At 42.7% G+C, this 24,489-nt stretch carries 23 protein-coding genes; 1 reads left to right on the plus strand and 22 read right to left on the minus strand.

Annotated features, from left to right (window positions below):
* Positions 1–255: 255 nt before the first annotated feature.
* The 9 genes from BLS49_RS05815 to BLS49_RS05855 all read right to left on the minus strand — a co-directional run bounded on the left by BLS49_RS05815 (position 256) and on the right by BLS49_RS05855 (position 12,539).
* On the minus strand, positions 256–1,119 hold the full coding sequence (locus tag BLS49_RS05815) for a carbohydrate ABC transporter permease (protein WP_091227489.1): 864 nt from the start codon (positions 1,117–1,119) through the stop codon (positions 256–258).
* A gap of 13 nt (positions 1,120–1,132) precedes the next feature.
* The gene (locus BLS49_RS05820) at positions 1,133–2,014 is read right to left on the minus strand and encodes a carbohydrate ABC transporter permease (RefSeq protein WP_091227491.1); all 882 of its coding nucleotides are present in this window, start codon (positions 2,012–2,014) and stop codon (positions 1,133–1,135) included.
* Positions 2,015–2,047: 33 nt separating this feature from the next.
* On the minus strand, positions 2,048–3,373 hold the full coding sequence (locus BLS49_RS05825) for an ABC transporter substrate-binding protein (protein WP_245742282.1): 1,326 nt from the start codon (positions 3,371–3,373) through the stop codon (positions 2,048–2,050).
* 163 nt (positions 3,374–3,536) lie between these two features.
* On the minus strand, positions 3,537–4,751 hold the full coding sequence (locus tag BLS49_RS05830; protein ID WP_091227494.1) for a response regulator transcription factor: 1,215 nt from the start codon (positions 4,749–4,751) through the stop codon (positions 3,537–3,539).
* Positions 4,718–6,415 (minus strand): sensor histidine kinase, encoded by a 1,698-nt coding sequence (locus tag BLS49_RS05835; RefSeq protein WP_091227496.1) that lies wholly within the window; start codon positions 6,413–6,415, stop codon positions 4,718–4,720. Before BLS49_RS05835 ends, BLS49_RS05830 begins: the two co-directional genes overlap by 34 nt.
* A 199-nt stretch (positions 6,416–6,614) precedes the next feature.
* Complete coding sequence (locus BLS49_RS05840) at positions 6,615–9,635, minus strand: glycoside hydrolase family 2 TIM barrel-domain containing protein (protein ID WP_342707172.1); 3,021 nt, start codon at positions 9,633–9,635, stop codon at positions 6,615–6,617.
* 125 nt (positions 9,636–9,760) lie between these two features.
* Positions 9,761–10,912, minus strand: coding sequence for a galactonate dehydratase (gene dgoD, locus BLS49_RS05845; protein WP_091227499.1), 1,152 nt, complete (start codon positions 10,910–10,912; stop codon positions 9,761–9,763).
* Positions 10,913–10,924: 12 nt separating this feature from the next.
* Complete coding sequence (locus BLS49_RS05850) at positions 10,925–11,569, minus strand: bifunctional 4-hydroxy-2-oxoglutarate aldolase/2-dehydro-3-deoxy-phosphogluconate aldolase (protein ID WP_091227501.1); 645 nt, start codon at positions 11,567–11,569, stop codon at positions 10,925–10,927.
* Between the two features lie 13 nt (positions 11,570–11,582).
* Positions 11,583–12,539, minus strand: a complete 957-nt coding sequence (locus BLS49_RS05855) for a sugar kinase (protein WP_091227502.1) — start codon at positions 12,537–12,539, stop codon at positions 11,583–11,585.
* A 257-nt stretch (positions 12,540–12,796) separates the two neighbouring features.
* Between BLS49_RS05855 and BLS49_RS05860 the strand changes: the two genes are divergently transcribed.
* Positions 12,797–13,462 (plus strand): FadR/GntR family transcriptional regulator, encoded by a 666-nt coding sequence (locus BLS49_RS05860; RefSeq protein WP_175471322.1) that lies wholly within the window; start codon positions 12,797–12,799, stop codon positions 13,460–13,462.
* 330 nt (positions 13,463–13,792) lie between these two features.
* Here the strand turns inward: BLS49_RS05860 and BLS49_RS05865 are convergent, their stop codons facing one another.
* From BLS49_RS05865 to BLS49_RS05925, 13 genes are all read right to left on the minus strand, one after another.
* Positions 13,793–14,683, minus strand: coding sequence for a spermine/spermidine synthase domain-containing protein (locus tag BLS49_RS05865; protein ID WP_091227506.1), 891 nt, complete (start codon positions 14,681–14,683; stop codon positions 13,793–13,795).
* 74 nt (positions 14,684–14,757) lie between these two features.
* Positions 14,758–15,174, minus strand: a complete 417-nt coding sequence (locus BLS49_RS05870) for a hypothetical protein (protein ID WP_091227508.1) — start codon at positions 15,172–15,174, stop codon at positions 14,758–14,760.
* A 139-nt stretch (positions 15,175–15,313) separates the two neighbouring features.
* The gene (locus tag BLS49_RS05875) at positions 15,314–16,726 is read right to left on the minus strand and encodes a sensor histidine kinase (RefSeq protein ID WP_091227509.1); all 1,413 of its coding nucleotides are present in this window, start codon (positions 16,724–16,726) and stop codon (positions 15,314–15,316) included.
* Positions 16,723–17,478: a LytR/AlgR family response regulator transcription factor gene (locus BLS49_RS05880; protein WP_175471323.1), complete on the minus strand. Its 756-nt coding sequence runs from the start codon at positions 17,476–17,478 to the stop codon at positions 16,723–16,725. Before BLS49_RS05880 ends, BLS49_RS05875 begins: the two co-directional genes overlap by 4 nt.
* Before the next feature lies 1 nt (position 17,479).
* Positions 17,480–17,578 carry a CatA-like O-acetyltransferase gene (locus BLS49_RS25715; protein ID WP_091227513.1) on the minus strand — a complete coding sequence of 33 codons (99 nt, stop codon included), beginning with the start codon at positions 17,576–17,578 and terminating at the stop codon, positions 17,480–17,482.
* Positions 17,578–17,808: a CatA-like O-acetyltransferase gene (locus tag BLS49_RS25720; protein ID WP_091227515.1), complete on the minus strand. Its 231-nt coding sequence runs from the start codon at positions 17,806–17,808 to the stop codon at positions 17,578–17,580. The genes BLS49_RS25715 and BLS49_RS25720 overlap by 1 nt, the downstream gene beginning before the upstream one ends.
* Positions 17,809–17,818: 10 nt before the next feature.
* Positions 17,819–18,187, minus strand: a complete 369-nt coding sequence (locus BLS49_RS05895) for an MmcQ/YjbR family DNA-binding protein (RefSeq protein ID WP_091227516.1) — start codon at positions 18,185–18,187, stop codon at positions 17,819–17,821.
* A 253-nt stretch (positions 18,188–18,440) separates the two neighbouring features.
* Positions 18,441–19,499, minus strand: coding sequence for a Gfo/Idh/MocA family protein (locus BLS49_RS05900; RefSeq protein WP_220482643.1), 1,059 nt, complete (start codon positions 19,497–19,499; stop codon positions 18,441–18,443).
* A 23-nt stretch (positions 19,500–19,522) separates the two neighbouring features.
* On the minus strand, positions 19,523–20,491 hold the full coding sequence (locus BLS49_RS05905; RefSeq protein WP_091227518.1) for a sugar phosphate isomerase/epimerase family protein: 969 nt from the start codon (positions 20,489–20,491) through the stop codon (positions 19,523–19,525).
* 43 nt (positions 20,492–20,534) lie between these two features.
* Positions 20,535–21,611 (minus strand): Gfo/Idh/MocA family protein, encoded by a 1,077-nt coding sequence (locus BLS49_RS05910; RefSeq protein WP_091227519.1) that lies wholly within the window; start codon positions 21,609–21,611, stop codon positions 20,535–20,537.
* A 65-nt stretch (positions 21,612–21,676) separates the two neighbouring features.
* On the minus strand, positions 21,677–22,567 hold the full coding sequence (locus tag BLS49_RS05915; protein WP_091227521.1) for an AraC family transcriptional regulator: 891 nt from the start codon (positions 22,565–22,567) through the stop codon (positions 21,677–21,679).
* A gap of 106 nt (positions 22,568–22,673) precedes the next feature.
* Positions 22,674–23,402, minus strand: coding sequence for a ThuA domain-containing protein (locus BLS49_RS05920; protein ID WP_091227522.1), 729 nt, complete (start codon positions 23,400–23,402; stop codon positions 22,674–22,676).
* Between the two features lie 16 nt (positions 23,403–23,418).
* Positions 23,419–24,468 carry a Gfo/Idh/MocA family protein gene (locus BLS49_RS05925; RefSeq protein ID WP_091227524.1) on the minus strand — a complete coding sequence of 350 codons (1,050 nt, stop codon included), beginning with the start codon at positions 24,466–24,468 and terminating at the stop codon, positions 23,419–23,421.
* Positions 24,469–24,489 lie beyond the last annotated feature (21 nt).

Raw genomic sequence — 24,489 nt, forward strand, 5'->3', positions numbered from 1 at the left:
CTGTAGAAATTCATGCGAATGTGCAGGCATTTATTATCAAAAGTCTCAAAATGCGCTACATTGCTGCATATGTGCAGGCTTTTTCTACAATCCTCTTCAAAACTAGTCCCTGCCGAAAAAAAAGGCTGCACATTTGCAGCCTTTTGCTCATTTCTTTTTTTCTAATTTAAAAAAACTGTATTATTGCATCCTTTTCCGGATTTCGTGCGACCGCTTCGCTTTTCCAGAATCATTTTACCTAGCTGTCAGATAATATCATCCTTTTACAGCGCCTTCAATCATTCCTGCAATTAATTGCTTCTGGAAGATCAATACGATAATCAGCAGCGGCACGACACTAATCACTGAGCCTGCCATAATCAAATGATACGGGGTATTGTTGCTGTCCTCAAGCGCCTTAAGCGCAACAGACAAGGTCATGTTCTCCTGTGATCTGAGAATGACAGAAGGCCACAGGAAGTTGTTCCACTGCTTCACGAACAAAATAATTCCCAGCCCGGCAAAGCCGGATTTCAGGTTAGGCAATACGATACGACGGAACAGCTTAAACTCGCTGCAGCCATCAATCCGAGCTGCCTCCAGCATCTCTTCAGGGAGCGCGGTACAATATTGGCGCATAAAGAATATGCCAAATGCATTCGCCAAATCCGGTAAAATGACGCCCCAAATGTTATCAATGAGATTCATTCCTTTATAGATGGAGAACAAAGGAACCATAGTCGCTTCATGCGGAATCATGAGTGAAGCCAATACCATGATGAAGAGAAAGTTTTTCCCCTTGAAGTGATATTTAGCAAATGCAAAACCAGCCAAGCTGCAAAAAATGAGAGCAATTACTGTAGAAGTGGTTGCCAGCAAAAAGCTGTTCCAGGTAATAATACCGAATTTACGGTTAACAAACAGCTCCGTGAAGTTCTCCCAATGAAATACCTTGGGCACCCACATCGGCGGATTTACGAAAATTTCGCTAATATCCTTGAGCGAGGAGCTGAACAACCAGAATAATGGGAACATCGTCGCAAGCGAAACTACGGTCATAATGATAAAGGTGGTTACGGACAGGAGCCCCCGCTTACCCTCGTGATGCTTTACACGCTGCACTTTCAAAGCCTTTTCCATCTCACTCCACCTCCTATTCCTTATCATCGAATACGCGCATCTGGATTAACGAGATTGTCATCATCAGAATAAAGAAGCAGACTGCAATGGACGACGCGTAACCGAAGTTAAAGTTTTGGAAGCTTTCTGTATATAACATCAGAACAGGAGTCAAGGTTGAATTTAGAGGCCCACCCTGAGTCAGAATGAACGGCTCCGTGAACAACGAGAAGGTTCCTATGGTGGACAGTACCGTACAGAATAACAGCATTTTTTTAACCAAAGGAATTGTTATGAAAAAGAAGCTTTTAATTTTTGTCGCTCCATCCACATAAGCTGCCTCATACAAATCCTTTGAAATGTTTTGCAATCCTGTCATAAGCAGCAGCATATTGTAGCCAAGCCAACGATACAGAACCATAATCGCAACTGAAATACGAGCCCACCAAGGCGATTCAAGCCATGGAATCGGATTGTCGATGAGGCCGATATTTCGAAGCACGCTGTTAAATAATCCGTTTTGCGTATTTAATAACAGAACAAATACAAAGGATACGGCTACTACGGATACGAAATTCGGAACAAACAGAGCCATTCGGAAAAAGCCTTTGCCTACCATCCAGTTGGAATTCAGCATAGATGCAAATATTAGTCCAAGAAACAGCATCAAAGGTACGTACATCAGAAAGATCATGGAGCTGTTCCACAAGGACAGCCAGAAATTTTTGTCCCCGAACAACCGGATATAATTTTCGAATCCCACCATCGTCTTCTCGCCTGACCCATTCCAGTCCGTAAAGCTGATATAGATGGAATACAGAATGGGATACAGGGAGAAGACGAAGAACAGGATAAAATAAGGCGAGATGTAAATATAGGGAGCTATCTTCAACTGCTTATTTAATCTGGATGTCATATCGTCCCCTCCAATCCTATCAGAAATATATTGCTATTCTCTCTTTGTTTTACTGCGAAGCTCGTCCGCCATATCCTTTAATGCTTGCTCAGGACTTGCATTGTTAAGGAATACCTTGGCCCATACGTCTGTCATCAGCTTATTAGCCATAGGGAAATCAGAAGTATATGCCAATGGGTAAGTGTTTGCCAAAGATTCAGCATATACCTTACGGATTGCTTGATTGTTAAAGTATGTTGAAGGCTCATCGATAGCAGGGTTGTTATCGATCATCATGGCTGGGAATAACCCTGCTTCGGACATCATTTTCACCTGGTTCTCTTCGCTGCCGAGCATAAATTCAATGAACTGCCATGCTTCTTCAGGATGCTTGGAATTTTTGTTGATGGCCATATTGGAACCGCCTTGGTTTGCACCTGAGTATTTGTCATCCTTTGACCATTTCGGCATCATAGCTACAGACCATTTCCCGTTATCTGACGGGGAGTATTGATTCTCAATAATGGCGTCATGCCACGACCCGCCTACAACAGTGGCAATTTGTCCATCACGGATTCCATTTCCCCATTGGTCAGTATTAGCACGGGCATCAAATACGAGATTTTCCTTCTGCATTTTGATCAGGTATTCGGCAACTTCCTTTACTTCAGGTGAATCTACTGCTACCTTTCCTTGATCATCAAAATACCACAGGCCGCGCTGCCACATCATAGATTCAAAAACCCGGTTGCTGGAGTTGGTTTTGGAGTCACCATACATAAAGGCTCCGGTTTTTTCTTTAACCAGCTTAGCTGCCTGATAATAATCGTCCCAGGTCTGGATTTTCTGAGCTACCTCAACCGGATCGGTTGGAAGTCCCGCCTGAGCAAACAAATCATTACGATAGAACATGACGACCGGGCCGCTATCCCATGGCATGGCGTAGGTTTTGCCATCTTTTGTTGCATCCTCCCACTTGTATGGGCTCATCTTTTCTTTATATGGCGCTACCTTGTCAGTAATATCGAGCAAGGAATCGATCTGTACAATTTGTGCCAGGTTTGTGGATTCCACCGTAATGATGTCTGGCACAGCATCTCCCGTATTGGAGGTTATTAAATATTTGGAATACAAATCCGTTGATTTCATGTTCTGGAATTCAACCTCAATGTTTGGATATTTCGCCTTAAAGGCCTCCATATTTAGATCCAATCCATCCTTGGCTGTTTCCCAAGTCCAAACGACCAGCTTGACCTTTTTGCCGCTTTCGGTTTGTCCTGCCGCAGTGTTTTTATTCTCATTACTGGAGCAAGCTGTAGCTAATAAAGAAATCATCAAGCAAGCAACAAGAACATAAATTATTCTTTTCTTTCCCATCATTTGTAACCTCCCTTAGATGTATAGCACTTCTTTCACTAGTATCATAAAATTTTTGAAAGGGCTTTCAAACCGACATATGTTTGATAATAGTGTGTTCTTTTTCGATAAATAAAAAAACGCCCAAAAAATCAGGGCATTGGAGTAGTTTTGTTGGAATCCGGCGTCATTTTGTTTGAATGCGATATTGACCGGGAGTAAGCTCGGCACGTTTCTTAAACCATTTTGAGAAGTATTTGACGTCCTGTATACCAACCTTTTCAGCTACTTCCTCTGTACGGATTGAAGTTGCACTGAGGAGCTCCTTGGCTTTTTCCAGCTTGCGTTCAGAAATAAAGGAAATAATGCTGCTTCCTGTTGCCTCCTTAAAAATTGTGCTGAAATAACTGCGGCTGACGCCTATTTCCGCGGCTACATCCGCTGCGCGAAGATCCTCCTGCAGATGCTGGTCAATATAGTCAATTGCCCTTATAATGTCTTCCTTATGGGTGTCCTGCAGCAGCTCCACACTGGCTTCAATTTCCCATAATCTGTACAATGCTTCTGCATGGCGGAACCAATCCGCTTCACTGTTAATTACTGCACTTTGCCGCCAAGCCAGTCCGCTATTTTTCAGCTGCATTTCTACTAGTGATGATTGAACCAACGATAATGCCAGCTGATGACAAACCACCACAGCGGCTTGATCGTCTATCTGCAAATAACCGATTTGCCCTGAGCAAGCTGCGATAATATGCTCCCATTGATTACGAAGCTGAGGTACATTTCCCGCTCCAGCTTTCTTTGGAAAATATATATACATCATATAACACTTGCTGAGCATCCAGTGCCATTCCATGCGAAGCTTCTGGAGCAATTGCTGTTTTGCCGCATAGCTGTCTTGATGCAGCCATACACCCAGTACACCTTCCTCATGAGCCTGGGAAGAAGGAGAATCTACTGCAGCGCTAATAGCTTGACGTCTGGCTGCTAGCCTATCAAATTGCTGGCGAACCCGATGCAAGGCATCATCCATGTGCTCATCATCCATATCTGTCTTGACAATGTAGTCATGTACCCCTATTTGAATTCCACTTCTCGCATATTTGAAATCCCGATGGCAGCTTAAAAATAAAATTGCCGTATCTGGAGCCGCCTCTTTTATTTTTTGGGCCAACTCAATGCCATCCATCTCCGGCATCACAATATCTGTAATGACCAGCTGCGGCCTATACTGTACAAACTTCTGCCAGCCCAGGCTGCCATTAGGCGCATCGTCCACGACAACCATACCGTGCTTCTCCCAATCCGTAGTCATACGAAGACCTTTACGCACAAGCTGCTCATCATCAACAATCAACACTTGAATTAAAGATGGATGTCCACTGTTGTCTTTAACCATGATAAAGTCACCTTCGTTCCTTGATTTCTGTTAGATTCTATCGAGAGGCCATACCCACTGCCATAATGAAGCTTAAATCGTTCATCCACATTTCTTAGCCCCAGTCCACCTTGCTTGTCGGGAATTTTCCTGCCTGCTGCAATAAACTCCATATGTTCCGGCTTAACACCGATCCCATCATCCTCAAGCACCATATACAACTCATTTCTCTCTGAAAACACCTTCATCGTAATATTGCCTTGTCCATCCCGGAATCCATGAAAAAAGATGTTTTCGAGCAGGGGCTGAAACACCATACGCGGAATGAGACAGTCATCAAGCCCAGACTCCACCTCCAGTTCGAAGGTAAAAGCATCATCATAGCGATATCGCTGAATTTCAATAAAATGACAAGCGATATCCAGCTCTTTTTTCAAAGGAATCAACGTCTGCTTAAAATTAAAGCTCCCATCAAGAACGACAATTAAATGCTGAAGCATTTTATGAATTTCCGGCTGATGAGCAAGTTTTGCCTTCCACTGAATGGAATTCAGCGTATTAAACAATAAATGCGGATTAATCTGGTAATGAAGAATTTGCAACTCAGCTTCACTTTTGAGTTTTTCAGTATGGCTAATTTCATGCACCAATGCAACGAGCTGCTCTGTCATTTTATTAAAGCTTTCGCTTAGAAAACCCAGCTCGTCCTTGGACATCACCGGAGTCCTGATCAACAAATCGCCTTCTCCAAATCTACGCATGGAATGAGCCAGTTTCTTGATCGGCATCGTAAATCGAAATGAAAAGAAGCTGGACATACCGATACCTAGCAAAATAGCCAATGCAGAAATAAGAATGGAATATCGCAAAATAACTGTAGAAGATTCATAAAATTCCGCATATCTGATTCTAGCTTCCACGATCCAATCTTCCATATCCAAGGAGCGTGACCAGACGATATCATCGTCTTGATGAACAAAATCAGTTGAAGTCTGGAGCAATATTTGTCCTGACTGATCCCTTATCTGCAAATGAGAGCGGGTATCCTTTTCAAACGATTTAATCAACTCAATCACTGTATCCGCTTTCATATCTATCAGTATCTTACTGCCATTAGGCAAGCCAAAGGAGTTTTTTAAAGGCATCATCAAGCTGATCACATATGCATCGTCCTGTGTCGAATAATAATCCGGTATGTGAATGGACACATGTCTTGTGTCATAAGCAGCAATTGATGTCCAAAATTCCGAATCCGTCAGCTTTTCGGCTACGATGAGGTCATTGCCAATTATCCTTCCGGAAGGAGTGATCACAGCCACCTTGAACATGTTATTGCCGAGGGAGGTCAAATAATTATGAAAATCTCTCTCTTCTACATATCTGGTGTAAGTCGTTGGCGGCTCCTCCCCGATATAAATCGAAGAAGCTATTAAATAGGTCAATATATTTCCGGTAATTTGATCCATTTGACGCAGATCGGTATCGATATGAATTTTCAGCTGCTCCACAGCATACATCCCATAGCTTCCGAATTGTGAATTAACAACCTCGGAGGATTTATGAAACGAGAAATAGCTAAGAGCTCCTACGGGCAATACGGCTGCAATAAAAAATGCAAGCAACAGCTTGATGCGTACACTTCCGTTGATTTTGAACTGCTGTAACCTACCCCAAAAGTTTTTCATCCCTGTACCTTCTTCTGGCTGTCATTTATCAGGTATATCCTGCTGCCTAAAATGATTTCAGACGCTCATAGCGCGTGGACCAAATGTTAGAACCATCTCTGAGACTAAATATTAATTTGTATTAGTATATCAAAAATAATTATTAAATTGAACAAATGGTGTCCCCATGTAAAATAATGGAGACACCTGATTTGTTCGCTTATTCATCTTCCTTAAATATTGGAGCTATCGCAATTTCAAAAGTAAATTCCTTCTCATCCAGACGATAGACCTCCAAAAGCTCCGGTCCGCAGGAATTTGAGCCTACGCCGCTCATTTTATAATCCAAATGGACAATAGTTTCCTCCCGACGCTGCAATTCATAAGTATGCTGTGCATTCGTCAAATCCTCTGGAGTATAATGGGAGGCATTAAATGAAAACGACTGAGGCCCGGTAAATTTCAAGCCCATTCCCTGCTCATTCGTTACGCTCACCCATTCCGTTCCATCATGCGAGCCGTTCTCCTGTGGCATGACATACGGGATAAACAAGTCGTCGACCGTAGTTAAATATTTCCCTTTACTTGTGCTATGATTTTTATCGATATAGCTTTCGTGAGGGCCATTGCCGAAATATTCAACTTCCTCGGTTCCCGAAGGCATTGTAACCTGCAGTCCAAACCTTGGCAAGAATATCAGGTCCTCTCGAACACATACATCCACCTTCAAATCCACCTGACCATTACCAATCACACGCCATTGGGCAGTTCCATGCAACAATGGAGGTTTGATATAACCCCCCAGTGAGAATCGCACCGAAATGGCTATTGTCGTATCGTCCTGCTCCGTAACCTCTGTCTTGTACACATGCATATGCGCCCGATCGTAACCTTCTTCGAACCATTGCCGTTTGACTTTGCGGTCATTATCAATCGGGGCACGCCAAATGTTAAATCCGAGAGGCTTGTTAAGCATTTCTACCCCATGCTTGGTTATAGAAACAAAGGTGCCATTATACGTATCGAAGACATGCCTGAAATCAAAGCCCTCAATGATGAGCTGATCCTTCTGATTTTCAATCCGGATTTCGTTATTTCTGATAACCTCAGCTTCCTTCGCCAAACGTTCCACCGGAAGCTGAAATTGCTCAAAGGTCACCTCATGTCCAGCCGATCCCCATTGATCATCTTCTTTTAGTCGGCAGGATACTGTTAATATATATGCTCCCACTGCAGCCTCCGGGCAATGATATGACAATTCCACGGTTTCTGAGCTATGTGCAGCAATGCTGCTTAATTCGAGATACCCCTGCTCCACAAGCGCCCCTTCCTCTTCTACCTTCCAGAATAGTCTTAAATGGGACAAATCAATGAAATCATATCGATTGTTAATTCTGATAACCCCTTTGGCCAGATCTACCGCCTCGAACAAAACAGGGGCAATAATTTTTTTCAGCTCCAGCAAGCCTGTATGCGGGATTCTATCCGGCGACACCAATCCATCGATGCAGAAATTCCCATCATTTGGTTCATCCCCAAAATCCCCGCCATAAGCGAAATAAGGGGTACCCTTATCGGACGTTGTCAATATTCCGTGGTCAGACCACTCCCATACACAGCCGCCCATCAGCTTCGGATACTTATAAATCACATCCCAATATTCCTTTAAATCACCAGGTCCATTACCCATGGCATGACTGTATTCACACATAAACATAGGCTTCGTGCTGTTCTCATTCTTGGCATACTCCTCGATATAGGCAGGTGAGGAATACATCCGGCTTTCCATATCCAATACCTCTACATCGGGGCTTCCGAAATGCCGCGGATCAGAGCCTTCATAGTGTACAGGTCTTGACGCATCACGCGATTTAGTCCACCTAGCCATAGCCATATGGTTCTCATCATAGCCCGATTCATTGCCCATGGACCAAATAATAACGGATGGATGGTTTTTGTCCCGTTCGACCATACGTATCGCACGCTCTACAAATGAAGGTCTCCATTCAGGAATGCGAGTCAGCATATTAAAATCTCCTACAGCATGGAATACGCCATGACACTCCAGATCGGCCTCATCAATGACATAAAACCCATACTCATTGCACAGCTGTAAAAATCTTGAATCATTAGGATAATGAGAAGCCCTGATTGTATTAATGTTATGCTGCTTCATCAGCTTCAAATCCGCAATCATATGATTAATAGGAACCGTCTGCCCCAGCACGGGATGTGAATCGTGACGGTTTACCCCTTTTAGCTTTACGGGAACATGGTTGATATAGAACACACCCTCGGAAATTTCGATGGTTCTAAACCCTACCGCAAAATAGAACACTTCTTCTCCCGATGAAATGTATAGGTGATACAAATTAGGAGCTTCTGCAGACCATAGCTGCGGCTGGTTCACTTCAAGCACGACACTGCCCTTGCCATCAACCTGGCATGTCCTGCTTGCAACGACCTGTCCTTTGGCATCAGTCAGTTTGACTTCAGCTTCAACATGACCGATCGATTCCAGCTCGCAGGTCACGGTTGCGCTGCCCAGATCCTCGCTTAATTCCGTGCGATTAAATACATCACGAATATGCTGCGGACTTCTTGCCAGCAAATAAACATCCCGGAATATTCCCGAAAATCTCCAAATATCCTGATCCTCAATGTAGGACCCGTCACACCACTTCAGAACCATGACAGCAATTTTATTTTTACCCGCCTGAACATAAGGCGATATATCGAATTCAGCCGGCATCCGGCTTCCCTGGCTGTATCCAACCCATGTACCGTTAATCCATAGATAAAAGCATGAGTTCACACCTTCAAATACAATATACTTCTGCTTGTCCTCCCATTCCTTGGACAAATTAAATTCTCGTACATACAGCCCTGTTGGATTGGCATTTGGCACATAAGGCGGATCACAAGGAAAAGGGTAATTCACATTTGTATAATGAAGCTGATCGTAGCCTTTAACCTGCCAGCAAGATGGAACGAGCAGATCATCCCAGCCGCTCACATCAGCATCCGTTTTATAAAAGCCGTCCTCGACATGTTGAATTGATTCATGGTATTTAAATTTCCAATTTCCGTTCAGGGTTCTATAAAAAGGAGAGCGGCCTCTTTGCTGCTGCAGTGCCGATTTCCCGTCTGCAAAAGGAATATAGTAAGCTCTCGCTGCCTCCCTGTTTTTATGCAGCACGTTCAAGTCTTCCCAGTACTTAGGCAGATTGATCATCATCATTCTCCTCACTCATCATTCAGCTTAGTCTAATGCATCTCTATTCTAATTGACGTGAAAAGGCTTTCAAACCGATTCTTGTTTGAATTAGGGGTCATTTTGTTTGAATCGCCTGGTATGTCTGCATTTTACCACTCTGCGACAGAGCCATCCCGATGGCGCCATACCGGATTTCTCCAACGGTGCGAAACCTCAGCAGCCATTTTCTTAACATATTCCTCGTTCACAGTAATACCCAGTCCCGGTCCCTGAGGAATTTGGACAAAGCCATCGTCGTAAGCAAATACACTTGGATCAACGATATAATCCAGCAGGTCATTGCCCTGATTATAGTGAATTCCGAGACTTTGCTCCTGAATCACGGCATTATGCGCAGTTGCATCAACCTGAAGACATGCCGCCAGAGCAATCGGCCCAAGAGGACAGTGAGGAGCAACCGCCACGTCATAAGCCTCGGCCATGGCAAAGATTTTTTTACATTCTGTGATTCCTCCGGCATGAGATAGGTCAGGCTGGATGATATCAACGTAACCATCTTCAAGAAGCGACTTGAAGTTCCAGCGCGAGAACATTCTTTCCCCTGTAGCAATCGGCGTGCTGGTATGGTTCGCGATTTCACGAAGTGCTTCATTGTTCTCAGGAAGCACCGGCTCTTCGATGAACATCAGGCGGAATGGATCAAGCTCCTTTGCCAATACCTTTGCCATCGGCTTATGAATACGCCCATGAAAATCAACGCCAATCCCGAAATCCGGTCCTACAGCGCTTCTTATTGCGGCTACCCTCTCTATGACCTGATCTACCTTGTCATGACTATCGATATATTGCATTTCCTCTGAGGCATTCATCTTGATCGCCGTAAATCCAGCCTGTTTTTTCTCCAGTGCAGCTAGTCCCACGTCACTCGGACGATCTCCGCCGATCCAGGAATATACCCGCATCGATTCCCGGCAGGCCCCGCCAAGCAATTGGTATACTGGAGCATTAAAGTATTTCCCCTTGATATCCCACAACGCCTGATCAATCCCCGCAATCGCGCTCATCAGAATTGGACCACCACGGTAAAATCCGCCACGGTACATCACCTGCCAATGATCCTCAATGCGAAGCGGATCCTTGCCGATGAGGAAATCCATTAATTCATCTACGGCCGCCTGCACTGTATGAGCCTTGCCTTCAACGACAGGCTCACCCCAGCCCACTATACCTTCATCGGTCTCGATTTTGAGAAACAACCAGCGTGGCGGAACAATAAATGTCTTATAGTTTGTAATCTTCATATAAATCTCTCCTTATCCTCTTGCGCTAGTAATAGCCGATCTGAATTTCTGAGCCAATTCAGTAATATCCCCGTATCTGCGATCTGCAATAGCTGCCTTATCCAGCAATGAGCTGCCCAGACCAACTGCCGCAGCCCCAGCCTTAATAAACTGGGCAACGTTGTCCAGCGTTACCCCGCCCGTTGGCATCATCGGGATACCTGTCAACGGCGCTGAAACCTCTTTAATATAGTTGACGCCCAGAGAAGAGCCTGGAAAAATTTTAAGCATATCTGCTCCCCACTCATACCCCTTAGCAATTTCTGTAGGAGTCATAACTCCGGGAATGGAAATACGTCCATAATGATTCGTAATTTTAATCGTTTCTTCATCCAGAATCGGCGAGAAAATAAAATCCGCCCCTGCCTGGATGGCCTTTTCCGCTACTTTGGCATTCAGGACTGTACCGGCTCCAACCAGAACATGCTTGTCATATCGCTCTTTCAGCATAGGAATAATCTCAAACGCCCCATCTGAATCCACCGTTATTTCCAATGCTTCCACTCCGCCGGCAACCAGTGCATCTGTAATACGTTGTACTTTGTCCCTTGGAAGTCTTCGCACAACGGCCACAATGCCTGAATTCATCAGCTTGTCCAGCTGCTCTTGTTTAATCATATGATCTTCGCTCCTATCGTTTCACATTTTGGTAATCATCTTTGCTGTTCATCCTGTGAAGCAGCTCTGTCTCATCAGGCAGTCCTTCAACATCACCATTAAACCCTACCGCAATAGCTCCCATCGCACTGGCTCTGAGCACGGCTTGTTCAAGCTTCTCACCATGCAGAAGCCCACTTATGAAACCTGCGGCGAATGCATCTCCTGCTCCTACAGGATCAACCTCCTCAGCCGGAAAAGGAGCCATGTATCCACTATGCTGAGCCGACTTGTAATACGCACCTTTGCCGCCAAGCTTCACTATGACACCTGTTACTCCCGGTTTTAGCAATGCTGCAGCGATATCCTCCGGCTGGCTGAGACCCGTCAATAGTTCACCTTCATCCAATCCGGGCAAAACATAATCCGCAGAGTCTGCCAGCTCCAGCATTATTTTCCTAGCTGCCTTATCACTGTCCCATAGCTTCCAGCGTACATTCGGATCAAAAACAATTTTTAGGCCCCGCTCCTTTGCCACCGCAATTGCCTTGCGTGTTAATGCCAGACAATTGGAGCTTAAGGCAGGAGTAATTCCTGTAATATGCAAAATTTTAAAGCCTGACAGATACTCTTCATCCAGTTCATCCGGGTTCATCAGACTAGCAGCAGAATGGTGGCGATAATAATAAACCTGTGTCTTACCTTGAGAACGCTGTTCTTTAAAAAACACACCAGTGGGAGCATCAGGGGTAGAAATACATCGTGATGTGTCTATGCCATACCCTCTTATTTGGTGAAGCACATATCGTCCGAAAGGATCATCCCCCAGCTTACTGAACCATCCAACGCGATGACCCAGCTTCGCCAATCCAATCGCTACATTAGACTCAGCCCCGGCCATTTGCTTGTTAAAATGATGGACATACTCAAGCGGCAAGCTCTTATCCGTGCTAAACAACACCATGGATTCACCAAAAGTTACTACTTCCATCGCCTTCCCTCCTCCTAACCAAATAGATCATATCTTTCATGTTTATAAATAATAATATATGATATAGATATGATCTATTAACTAATTATTCACTGAATAATCCAGTTTTTTAGCTGATTATTCAATATACATCTGATCTTTATGAGGTTATCATATTATCTTTATTTTTGTATGTCAATCCTCTTTTGTATTATGAGAAACAGATTCAAGTATGCTAAAATGAACACGATACAGTAGAATAAACAGGGGAAATGAATATGAAAAGAACAGCTTTTACTGCAACCATAGATCAGCTCAAAGAAAAAATAATAAATGGGGAATGGCCTCCAGGTTCCCGAATTCCAACGCTTCAACAGATTTCCAAGGAGCTGGAGGTAAGTGTACCCACAGTCAGAGAAGCTTTGCGTACACTGGAAAGCCAAGGAAATGTCAGTATTGAGCATGGCCGGGGAATGTATGTAAGAAATGACCCCTTATTGTTAGAGGACCCTACAGGCAATTTGAAGGAACTTGGAGATATTTCACTCGTTAAGCTGTTGGCAGCAAGAATCCTTATAGAACCTGAATTAGCTGCGCTGAGTGCCGAGCACGCCACACTTACTCAGGTGAAGCAGCTACGAGAGCTTGCCGATCGTATGGTACAGCAAATGGAAGAAGGCGGCCCTTTTCTTGATACCGATCTTGCCTTCCATCGCCTGATTGCCGAGTCCGCTCAGCAACCTGTCTTGTTGAGGATGATGGAGTCGATTTATCCGCTGCTTTCCGAAGGCCGCAAGCATACGAACACTTTACCCCACATGCGGACCAAGGCCTCTAACTATCATGTACTGATTGCAATCGCGATTGAGGAACGGCATAGTGATCAGGCAAGACAGCTTATGTATCATCACATAAACGATATGCTGGAGGCATTAAAGAAATAAACAAGATAGAAATTGATGCAAATGTGCAGGTTTTGACCGGATAAATTCACTAAATATGCTAAATTGCTGCAAATGTGCAAGCTTTATTAAATAATCCTCCTCAAACTAGTAACTACGAGAAAGATTCCTGCACTTTTGCACGCTTTTGTTCATTTCAAATATTCCTGCTTTAAAAAACTGTATATTTGCAACCTTTCCTGATATCGTGCCTCTTCTACACCCTATCGCTAGTTACAATTAAAGCTATTTCATTTATCGATATTATAATTTAAGTCCTCAGATATAAAAAAAGGAGCTCTGCATCAAAAGACGCAGAGTTCCTCAAAAACATCAACAATAACACAAAATGGACTTTTGTATCCAATACGTAAATACCGTATCCGGACTTTGTTTTTCGTACGATTTCATCTTTAAATACATGTCTATTCCATCAGAAACATCATGCCACAAATCCGTAAACACGAAATCATAGTTACCCTGAGTCATGTGTTGCCCGGCATATTCAAAGGCATCTGCTTGGATAATGTTAATCTTGTGAGCATTTCTAAATTGCGGTAATACATTCTTCTTAAATAAATGAATAACATCTTCATTCATCTCAACCACGGTAACACTCTCAACATTATCTTTTTCAGAGACCATATAAGTATAATAGCCTAGCCCAAGTCCGTAAGTCAGCACGCTACCAAAAGCTTGATCAACAGCTTCTTTCATCGTTTCAATTTCATTCGGTGTAATGGTCATCCAGATCCTATCATTCTCTAAAATAGCAGGGAACATAAACTCCGTATCAAAAAATCCGACTTGCGGGATTTGTCTCCCCTCTTCCGTTTGGAAGATATCATTACACACAAAACCTTCAAAAGGTTTATAATTTTCATATTTCAATTCACTATTGCCGATCTTGATCGTTGGGATCTTGATATTTTTATAATACGGGTTATTGTAATAAATATTTGCATCAAGCTGATGTATCATTTGGTCAAAATACTTGTTAAACAATTCTTTGTCATCCATATTGTCCACAATATCAAGCCCAAAAGCAGAAGCTAATAATAGCTTAAAAGCATATTCAGAAGACACGCCATTTTGAGCGATCTCACTAATTTCTTCTTCCTTAATAAAGTCGGGTGCATGATTCAAATAATTGCTTAATAAAGCAAATACTTTGTAATTGTCTTCTTTTATTTTGTATGTTGTTATTTTATTATCGTATTCCATGTCCTCACCTTTTAATCTACAAATGTATTCACTCCTTATGATAATACAATCTAGGCTGATATCTCTAGTTTAAGTTAAATGTCTAAAGAATAAACCATGGGCAAATTAACATTTCCATTATTAAAAATTTGTCGGGCATATGCATTTGTAGCTATGCTTGAAGGTATGATGCGGTTTAGCATCAAATTAGATAGAGATGTAGGTGAATATAACCCTATACCACCAAATAATTCACTCTGTTGCCCAAAACTACTTAAATAAGGATTAAATAAACTACTGTTGGTATCAGCTGTATTTAAGTAACTTGATAATAACTGTTGTTTGGAATACATTGCTTTAAGTTCTGTGCTTAATACATCTTTAAACGTATCCACCTGGGCATTAGATAAATTGAGTTTTTTATTCCTTGCAACTGTATCCACGATGTTATCCGTCTGTCTTTGGTTTATAGATTTCAATAAAGTGCTTGTTAATAAAGAATTTCCTAACATCAGAGCACCTCCACTATATCTCTTTATTCAAAATGGTTTAATTATCCTCTCTACAAATTCTCGGCTATCTAATTAAAGATTAAATACAAATGACTTGAATAACGTTCTTTCTGTCATGAACGCAATACAAAAGAGCCTACTACTCAGCTTTAGCAGGCTCTGGTGATATCAATAAAATATGGATTTGAAAAATCGACGAATCTACCTCGATTTCAATATCTCCATAATATTTTCTAGCAATTTCTCGAATATTGTTTAAACCAATTCCATGGTTCATCTGCTCTCTTTTTGTCGTTATGGGCAAGTTATTTTCTCCCCATTCTAAACTAGAAACAAACGGATTGCGAATCGTTAATAGATAACTATTTTTATGCTGCTTAGAGGACACCTCAATCCAGGCATTCTCTATTGTTTTCGTAGCCTCGATTGCATTCTCCAGAGCATTATGAAGGATGACACTCATATCAAATGCGTTGATCCGACCGCTTGCCGGATAGTAGAAGCTTGAATGGAACGCTATATGAAATTGATTGGCCTGCTCGGATTTTTCATGTATTAGTATGTCTGTAATCGGATTTCCTGTCGGATAGGACACTGACACTTCTGCATGAGCTAGTGCCTTTTGCATGGATGTAAGATAATACTCTGTTTCTGAATATTGCTGCTGCTCTAATAATCGTTCAATTACTGTTATGTGATTTCGTAAGTCATGCTTTAAAGACCGTAATTCTCGATAAGTGCCCTCTACCCCTAAAATATGCTGTTCGATATTTTTTATTTGGCTTTCTAAAACAAACTGCTTCCTTTTATCTTCATGTTGTAGCTCCAAGCGTTGAAAAAGCACAAGCACAATAAGCATAGCTGCTAATGTAATCATATTATGTATCGCCCAATAGCTTAATAATTGAATGTTCGTAAAGAGTGGGCTCACAGTTGATAGCTTATTAAATTGATTCCAGAGTGCGTAGCTGGATATGCCGGAAAGTGCAGGAATTAATAATATGATGATTTCCTTTGTGCTTAAGTCCGATCTATACCATCTATTCATTTTCATATAAACCATGGTTAATAGCCACAATACTAGCCAATAAAGAAGAAGCATTACCACCATCATGCTCAAATTATAATAAAAGTAATATAATCCGATATGCCCGGATGACATGTCGATTACTTGTTCAAATAAACGCATCAACAAATGATTGATCGGTAAAAACAGGATGGATACAATGGAGGCGCCTAGCCACCGAACGGCAAAATAGGTCACACTAATAAACGCTTTTATTTGTACAGATATTCGCAGCAGCGGCCACATCATCAAAAACGCTACAGTGGAGGCAATCATATATATCCAAAAGTTATCTAAATTAGGTTGAAACAGATTCATAGCAAGTATAGTGAGAAAATAAATGAAGGTAATCAAACCAATAAATCGTTTTTCATTTGTATAAATCCCGCAAAACCGGTAAAAGAAAAACGCCATTATACCATGTACAATGACTTCATAAGTTTTCGTAAGAATCGCATAATATTGATCTAATTGCTCAAAGGTCATAGCTTTAGTCCCTTATTCTTCATAAATTGCAAATAGGCCTGAACAAAGTTTGGGTATTTTTTCTGTGCAATAACAAGCTGTTGACCATGATCTAAAGTGACCTCGACTGCATCATAGGACGAAATATAGTTTAGATTCACTAGATAGGAACGATGAATTCGATAAAAACTTGGACCTAAGCTGTCTTCCAGCTCCGCTAATTTCCCATTAAATTCATGGATACCTTCTACTGTATGCAATTTGATTCTTCGTCCTAGAACCTCAGCATAATAGAGTTGATGATGATATATTTTATATGTACTATGTCCCTTTTTAATGATGGTGAAAGGTTCTTCTTTTCTATCTTTTATTTGGATATTTTCCACTGCTGACTGCAAAACCTTATAAAATTTCACTGAATCAATTGGCTTCACTAGAAATTGAAATGCTCTTACATCAAAAGCATCGTATACATACTTTTCATACGCAGTAATAAAAATAATCGTTATGTCTTGATTCTTTTCTCTAATTCTTTTAGCAATCTCAAGACCATTCATATCCTCCAGAAGAATATCCAGAAAAACGATATCGATCCCCTCTGCCTCCCGAAGCAATTGTTCTCCCTTTTCAAATTGCACAATTTGAGATTTTGGATAACGGATGTAAATTTTCTCAGCAATACTTTCTCTAATGACCTTTTCATCTTCACAAACTGCAATCCTCAACTTCATCACCTGAATTTCATTATGTTGATTTCTGTTATTAAAATTCAATTTAAAACTCATTCAAATGACTTTGTAATTTTTCAACTAATTTCCCAACATGAAAACCATCAACAAAAGAATGATGTACTTGAATCGAGAATGGCATCATTACCTACCATCCTTTTCAACATATTTTCCCCAGTCAAACATCGGGTTTGATTTTTCACTTTTCCCTGAAAAAGTATGCGAGAAATGCGTGAATGTAATCCATGGTAACGATGAAAATTGATATACATCATTTGCAGGAGGACCCGTAATATATTCTTGCTGGTTATTAATCGTTTCTTTCGCGAGTTTCATATATTGTTCCAGATTGTCGATCATTGGCACAGAAATCACTTTAGCTACCTTACTCCCCTATTCTTAACAAAACCGACTCACGAACCGCCTTCGTAAGACTGCCTAACACCAGATTATAAGAATGCTCAATCATTGCTTTCAAATCATCCATAGGGAGGCTGCCATCTGCGATTACCGTATTCCAATGCTTCTTGTTCAAATGATATCCGGGCTGAACACACTCATGCTGTTCTCTCAGGTTTGCGGCGATGACCGGATCACATTTTAAAGAAATACGTACTGCAGCCTGATCTGCTGGAACGGAGATAAGGGCAAACATTTTTCCTCCAACCTTCATGACCAACGGATCTGGACCAAAAGGATAATCCTGAATTGCCCCCTTGTGGGATAAGCAATAAGCGATCAGCTTGTTGTACACAGATCTTTCCCCCTTAATGACTTATATTTTATCATCAAAGCTCATTTTACTGAATCATCGTTTTTTTCTGTTGCACATCATCAACTATGGTTTCCCGTTTCATAAAATAAAAGAAACGCCCGCGTAAGAATCAGGGCAAATGCCTGAAACTTGCTCGGGCTTATTCTGAACATCAGTATTAAGAACTTAAAAATATCAGAGCATACTCCGAAAATAAGCTAGGAACCACCTATCCAGTATATCGCGTATATTCTTAAATACTTCTTTGGATCACACTTTTGGTTGCTGCCGCCTCAAAGATGGTTTCAATCAGCACAAGTACTCTATGAACTTCTTTATTCTTAATAGCTAATTCAGATTTCCCTTCAATTGCGGAAACAAAATTTTCATAAAAGCTTTGCGATTCCAGTTCCGGTCTCTCTATTGCAAACTTCAAGGTGGACTCCTCAGATGGCGGTGCCATTGTTTTAGTCAATCCCTGGCCTGCTTGAATCGGTTTAGGCTCGATGTGGGGAACATTCCGATTCCGGGTGATGATCTCCCCACTCAAATCCCAATCCCTGATCACTGCAGTACCTTCAGTTCCTTTAAGATACCAGCGCGGCAACTTCACATAGTTGGTCGTTCCCACTTCGATAAGCGCCGTCAAGCCATCTTTAAACGTAATATAAGTGGTAAAGCCATCGTCTACTTCAGTTCCCAAAATATAACTAAGAGTAGCAGCCACACTTTCAATTTGGCTGTCTGTAATGAGAAGCAGCTGATCCAGCAAGTGAACTCCCCAATCCAGCAGCATTCCCCCGCCGTAATTCTTTAATTGACGCCAGTCCCCTGGAATACCGTTGGCTCCCTGAACCCGGGATTCCAAATGGAACAGTTCCCCCATGGTTCTTCCTTCAATTATTTTTTGGATAATCCGGAAGTCTTCATCCCAACGGCGGTTTTGATGTACAGTAAATACACGGTTTTCTTTTTCGGCTACTTCAACAATATCTAGAAAATCAGTGCTGGTTATCGTCACAGGCTTCTCGCAAATTACATGTTTACCGGCTTGAAGAGCCTTGATCGCAATTTCTTTGTGAACGTCGTTAGGCGTGGCAATCACAATCACATCCACCAAATCATCAGCCAGAACGGCATCCAGACTTGGGTAGGCTTTATAGCCGTCTGCCATTCCCAGTTCCATTCGATAATCAATGATATCGTAAATACCGATCACGGAAATCTGTTGTACAGGCTCAATCAACTTGCAATGATAACTGCCCATTCCCCCGTAGCCAACAATTACTACATTATAAGTTCGGTCATTCATCTTAATTTCCCTTCCATATGTTACTAGGCCCACCACATGTCTTGAGGGTTCTCATAAATCAGGATTGATTTCAGGTTGGTTACTGCACGGTTGAATCCCTCTTCAATAGACATCAACGGATCTTCATGTTCAATGCTAATAACATAATCATATCCGTAAATCCGCAAAGCGCTAACAATATCGGACCATTCAGTCATGCTATGCCCACAGCCTACAGAACGGAAAGTCCAGGCACGAGTTTGCACATCACCATAAGGCTGCATATCGAGCAACCCATACATATTCATGTTATCCTGGTCCAAATAAGTGTCTTTTGCATGAAAATGATGAATTGCGCCGGCTTTGCCCAATATTTTAATCGCACCTACCGGATCAATGCCTTGCCACCACAGATGACTTGGGTCCAGATTTACGCCAATCGCATCACAGGTTTCTTCCCGCAGCTTCAGGATTGTATATGGCGTATGGCACAAAAATCCTCCATGCAGCTCGATGCCTATTTTCACATGATGCTCTTCCGCCAGCTTGCCGATTTCTTTCCAATATGGAATAAGCTTGTTCTCCCATTGCCATTTCTTAATGTCACTATATACAGTTGGCCATGGAATAACGGGCCAGTTTGGCGCTTTCGCGTCATCACTATCTCCGGCAGTGCCAGAGAAAGTATTAACAACAGGCACTCCCAACAGGGAAGCCAATTTAATCGATTTTCGCAAAATTTCGTCGCCTTCCCGAGCCTCCACAGGATCTGGAGAAATCGGATTGTTGTGGCAACTGAGAGCACTTATAATCAAGCCGCGACGCTCAAATTTCTCAAGATAGGCCTTACGTGCCTCCTCGCTCGCAAGCAGTTCATCTGTAGAACAATGTGCATTTCCCGGGTTGCCTCCGGAACCGATCTCAACGGCATTCAATCCGGCAGCTACCAGCTTATCCAGCATTTCATCCAACGTCAAATTTGAAAATAACGGATCAAAAACTCCCAATTTCATCGTAATTCCCTCTCATCTTCTATGGATTGGTTTATCTGAACGATTAATTAAAATATACAGGTTCTCCGGTTTCGGAAGATTTATATATAGCCTCCAAGATACGCGTCACTACCAGCGCCTCCTCCGGCTTAACGACAGGCTCCGTATCATTAATAATACTATCGATCCATTGGCTTGCCTCGGCTAAGGCCGGGTCGTCTTTGGCTCCGTCGTAAAAATCCACCCCGCCAGTCTCTAATTCAATATGGTTCGTGTATAATTTGCCGAAGTTTTCTCCGTTAATGCGCAGCCCGTTTTCCATATCCGCGCCGCCTTCTGTTCCGCAAAGGAGCGTTTTGGCTTCACCAACATCGAGCGTATTTAGCGCCCAGCTTGCTTCAATTACAATTGTAGCACCATTCTCCATCGTAACAAAACCAATAGCAGAGTCCTCAACCGTAAATGTCTCAGGGTTCCAGGGTCCCCAGGCATTTGCAGCGTTCTTTCTGCCTGAGAGCTTGTGATATGCATTCCCTACGGCGTATTTCGGTTTATAGTTATTCATCATCCACAGTGTCAGATCCAGAGCATGAGTTCCAATATCGATCAATGGTCCTCCTCCTTGCGCTTCCTCATCCAAAAAGACGCCCCAGGTCGGAACCGCCCGACGCCGAATAGCCTTGGCTCTAGCATAATAGACTTCTCCCAGACCCTGCTGTTCGCAAACTTTGTGCAAGTAAGCAGAGTCGGGTCTGAACCGGTTTTGATAACCAATCGTCAGCTTCCTTCCAGTGCGCTTGGAGGCATCGATCATTGCTTGCGCTTCCTCCGTTGTTTTAGCCATCGGCTTTTCACACATTACATGCTTCCCTGCCTCCATGGCTGCAATGGAAATCTCCGCATGAGAAATATTAGGAGTACATACATGAATCACATCTATATTTTTATCCTTTAATAGTTCCCTATAATCTATATATACTTCTGCGCCTTCACTCCCGAAATCGGCTTTTGCCTGCTCGGCACGCTCAACGATAATATCACAAAAAGCAACTAACCTTACTTCATTTAATTTCTTCAATGCAGGCATATGTTTACCTTGCGCGATACCGCCACAACCAATAATTCCAATATTCAATGTCATTGTCGACTTACCCCTTCCACTTGTTTGATACCCTTATCATACAAGTCTGATAATGGACTATCTTCCTATATTCTTGCTGTTTTATTCCCGGATATTGTCCTGCGATACTTCAAAGGCGATGTTCCCGTAGCTTCCTTGAAAAAATGGTGAAAGGTCTTTACACTACTGAAACCAGCCTCCTCTGATACTTCGGTAACCGAATGATTTTCATTGAGCAAAATCCATTTGGCCTTATTAAGCCTATATTCATTTAGAAAGGTTACGAAGGTCATTCCCGTATTCTTCTTGAAGAACTTAGTAAAATAATAGGGACTAAACCCCATATAGTCGGCAACGTCTTTTAGGGTGATCGATTCTTGATAATGACATTCTACATATTCAAAAATGCGCTCCAGCTTCGAAAGTATTTCCTTGGTCGGAGTCCATGTATTTTCAGAAATTTGAGGTCGATATGACGCACTGCTCCTTGGTACTTCTCTTAGAATAAAAACCAGCATTTCGTAAAGCTTGGCCTTGATCATATAAGCATAACCCTCTTTACGCTCGAAATCTTCCTTGCTGATGCTTTGAAGTAGAGGAAGAAGCGCACTTACTGTTGCTTCGGGCCAATTCCAGCTTGATTGCTCCATTTCAGTAAAGATGTCTCGAAGCGAACGGTCATCGTTGATTAGTGCGGCTACGTCCTGGAACAGGCTCAGATCAAATTGAATAACGATCCGTTCACTATCCGGGGACGCCAAAAAATAGTGAACCTCTCCGCCATTAATAAACTGCACCTCCCCTTGCTTCATACGGATCACCTTATCATTTATTCCCAGATCCAAGCTTCCTTGCGTCACATAAATAATTTCGATTTCTTTATGCCAGTGAGGATAACCAAGCACATCTCCTTTGTGAATAAAGCTCCGAAATGGAAAATGCTTGTCTAGTTCCGGGATTTCCAGATATAAACTCATTTCCGCCAGCTCCCCTTTGTTATCAAGTAGTTTCCGATTAAGTATTCGATCAATAAATCACAAGAGGGCGTTGAATTTATACGCCCCTTGTAACGAAACTGTAAATTTAGTGAACCGGTTCCAACGGGGCAACGCGCCCGTAAGTGACTTTGACGCGCTCGCTTTTTGCCGCCCATCGAACGCTGTTACTGATAACCTGAAGCACCTCAGGCTGGTGATAGACTGGAAAGGTCTCATGCCCTGGTCTGAAGTAAAAGATATTGCCTTGTCCGCGCTTGTAGCAGCATCCACTGCGGAATACCTCTCCGCCCTCGAACCAGGAAATAAAAATAAGCTCATCTGGGGCCGGAATCTCAAAACGCTCGCCGTACATTTCTTCCTTCGGAATTTCAATGTACTCTCCAAGACCTTTAGCAATCGGATGTCCAGGCTCAATCACCCAGATTCTCTCCTTCTCACCATCATCACGCCATTTCAGAGCGCCGGTATTGGTGCCCATTAATGCCTCGAATATTTTTGAATTATGTCCAGAGTGAAGCACGATCAATCCCATACCGTCCAGCACCTTTTGTCGTACCCTTTCCACGACTTCGTCGCTAACTTCGTTATGGGCCAAATGCCCCCACCAAAGCAATACGTCCGTTTGCTCCAGCACTTCTTCAGTTAATCCGTGTTCCGGTTCGTCCAAAACAGCGGTTGTTGCTTCCATATCCTCTTGCGTGTTCAAATAGTTGGCAATCGCCATATGAATGCCATCCGGATAAATAGCTTTAACTTCTTCATTGTGTCTTTCGTGACGATACTCGTTCCAGACTGTGATCTTGATTTTAGACATGATTTGACTCCTCCTGTTATATTGAAATCCACCGTCGTTCTGTTATTGAGGCTATAATTGAATCAATGGCTTGCTGGTTTATGTAGCCGTCTTCCATACTGGCGTCGCATCCGTCGCCCTGTCCATTGACCAGATTAACAAAAGACTGCATCTGATCTACATGAAACACTTCAGGAATATCTACTTTCCTGAAGACCTCGTCACCGTCCTCGGAAAACTTGACATATAGCGTATCCTCTTCTTCAAGGTTATAAAGAATCGCCCCACGGGTCCCGAAAATTTCCAGCTGTTGGTAGTTATCCCGCCCATATGCGAATCTCGAAATGGACATCGTTGAGGACACTCCTCCTTCAAGTCGCGCCAGCACATGACAGAAATCATCGACATCGACCTCACCCTTGCCTTCTCCTTCAAGCAGGGCCCGTTCCTTAATAATTGTATCGGCATCCGCCATTACCCACTCTACATTACCTACTAGAAAACGTTGAAGATCGAGCAAATGTGAGCCTAAATCTCCCAGCGCACCTGATCCGGACAGTTCTCTACGGAATCTCCAGACCAGCGGAAGCTGCTCATTGAGTCCCCAGCCTTGCAAATATTGGCCGTAAACATGTTTGACCTCACCCAATTTACCCTGTCTGATTAACCATTTCGCATATCTTATTGCTGACTTGTACCGATAGCTGAAGCAGATCATATGCGGCAAAGGAGCCTCATCCAGCAGATCGCGCAGCACGATGGCTTCCCGTACATTGAGCGTCACCGGCTTCTCCAGCGCAAACGGCTTCCGATGCTTGACCGCCTCGCACGCTATTTCAAAATGGTTATAGTTCGGCGTACCAATCGTTACTGCTTCAAGTTCAGGATCAGCCAGCATTTCTTTGTAATTCAAATATCTTCTTGCTTCCGGGATATGAAATTGTTCTCCCCGCCCCGCCAGCACCTCTTCCTTGCAATCGCAAATCGACCAGAGGACCGCATCATCACTCGCTAACAGGCCGGAAATATGCATGTCTGCTATTCCTCCAAGACCAATTACACCGACTTTCAGTTTTGCCAAGTGCATCACCCTCCCCCTTATTGCATC

This window comes from Fontibacillus panacisegetis (assembly GCF_900102215.1).
Classification (GTDB): Bacteria; Bacillota; Bacilli; order Paenibacillales; family Paenibacillaceae; genus Fontibacillus; species Fontibacillus panacisegetis.

Excerpts from the sequence above, each read along its gene's own strand:
- BLS49_RS05840 (WP_342707172.1), bottom strand. The coding sequence starts at position 9,635 with ATGATGATGATCAATCTGCCTAAGTACTGGGAAGACTTGAACGTGCTG.
- BLS49_RS05825 (WP_245742282.1), bottom strand. The coding sequence starts at position 3,373 with ATGATGGGAAAGAAAAGAATAATTTATGTTCTTGTTGCTTGCTTGATG.
- BLS49_RS05920 (WP_091227522.1), bottom strand. The coding sequence starts at position 23,402 with ATGTCTAAAATCAAGATCACAGTCTGGAACGAGTATCGTCACGAAAGA.
- BLS49_RS05855 (WP_091227502.1), bottom strand. The coding sequence starts at position 12,539 with ATGGAAGTAGTAACTTTTGGTGAATCCATGGTGTTGTTTAGCACGGAT.
- dgoD (WP_091227499.1), bottom strand. The coding sequence starts at position 10,912 with ATGAAGATTACAAACTATAAGACATTTATTGTTCCGCCACGCTGGTTG.
- BLS49_RS05865 (WP_091227506.1), bottom strand. The coding sequence starts at position 14,683 with ATGGAATACGATAATAAAATAACAACATACAAAATAAAAGAAGACAAT.
- BLS49_RS05815 (WP_091227489.1), bottom strand. The coding sequence starts at position 1,119 with ATGGAAAAGGCTTTGAAAGTGCAGCGTGTAAAGCATCACGAGGGTAAG.
- BLS49_RS05835 (WP_091227496.1), bottom strand. The coding sequence starts at position 6,415 with ATGAAAAACTTTTGGGGTAGGTTACAGCAGTTCAAAATCAACGGAAGT.
- BLS49_RS05820 (WP_091227491.1), bottom strand. The coding sequence starts at position 2,014 with ATGACATCCAGATTAAATAAGCAGTTGAAGATAGCTCCCTATATTTAC.
- BLS49_RS05870 (WP_091227508.1), bottom strand. The coding sequence starts at position 15,174 with ATGTTAGGAAATTCTTTATTAACAAGCACTTTATTGAAATCTATAAAC.
- BLS49_RS05905 (WP_091227518.1), bottom strand. The coding sequence starts at position 20,491 with ATGAAATTGGGAGTTTTTGATCCGTTATTTTCAAATTTGACGTTGGAT.
- BLS49_RS05830 (WP_091227494.1), bottom strand. The coding sequence starts at position 4,751 with ATGGTTAAAGACAACAGTGGACATCCATCTTTAATTCAAGTGTTGATT.
- BLS49_RS05910 (WP_091227519.1), bottom strand. The coding sequence starts at position 21,611 with ATGACATTGAATATTGGAATTATTGGTTGTGGCGGTATCGCGCAAGGT.
- BLS49_RS05875 (WP_091227509.1), bottom strand. The coding sequence starts at position 16,726 with ATGACCTTTGAGCAATTAGATCAATATTATGCGATTCTTACGAAAACT.
- BLS49_RS05915 (WP_091227521.1), bottom strand. The coding sequence starts at position 22,567 with ATGAGTTTATATCTGGAAATCCCGGAACTAGACAAGCATTTTCCATTT.
- BLS49_RS05925 (WP_091227524.1), bottom strand. The coding sequence starts at position 24,468 with ATGCACTTGGCAAAACTGAAAGTCGGTGTAATTGGTCTTGGAGGAATA.
- BLS49_RS25715 (WP_091227513.1), bottom strand. The coding sequence starts at position 17,578 with ATGATGCCATTCTCGATTCAAGTACATCATTCTTTTGTTGATGGTTTT.
- BLS49_RS05900 (WP_220482643.1), bottom strand. The coding sequence starts at position 19,499 with ATGAATGACCGAACTTATAATGTAGTAATTGTTGGCTACGGGGGAATG.
- BLS49_RS05850 (WP_091227501.1), bottom strand. The coding sequence starts at position 11,569 with ATGATTAAACAAGAGCAGCTGGACAAGCTGATGAATTCAGGCATTGTG.
- BLS49_RS05860 (WP_175471322.1), top strand. The coding sequence starts at position 12,797 with ATGAAAAGAACAGCTTTTACTGCAACCATAGATCAGCTCAAAGAAAAA.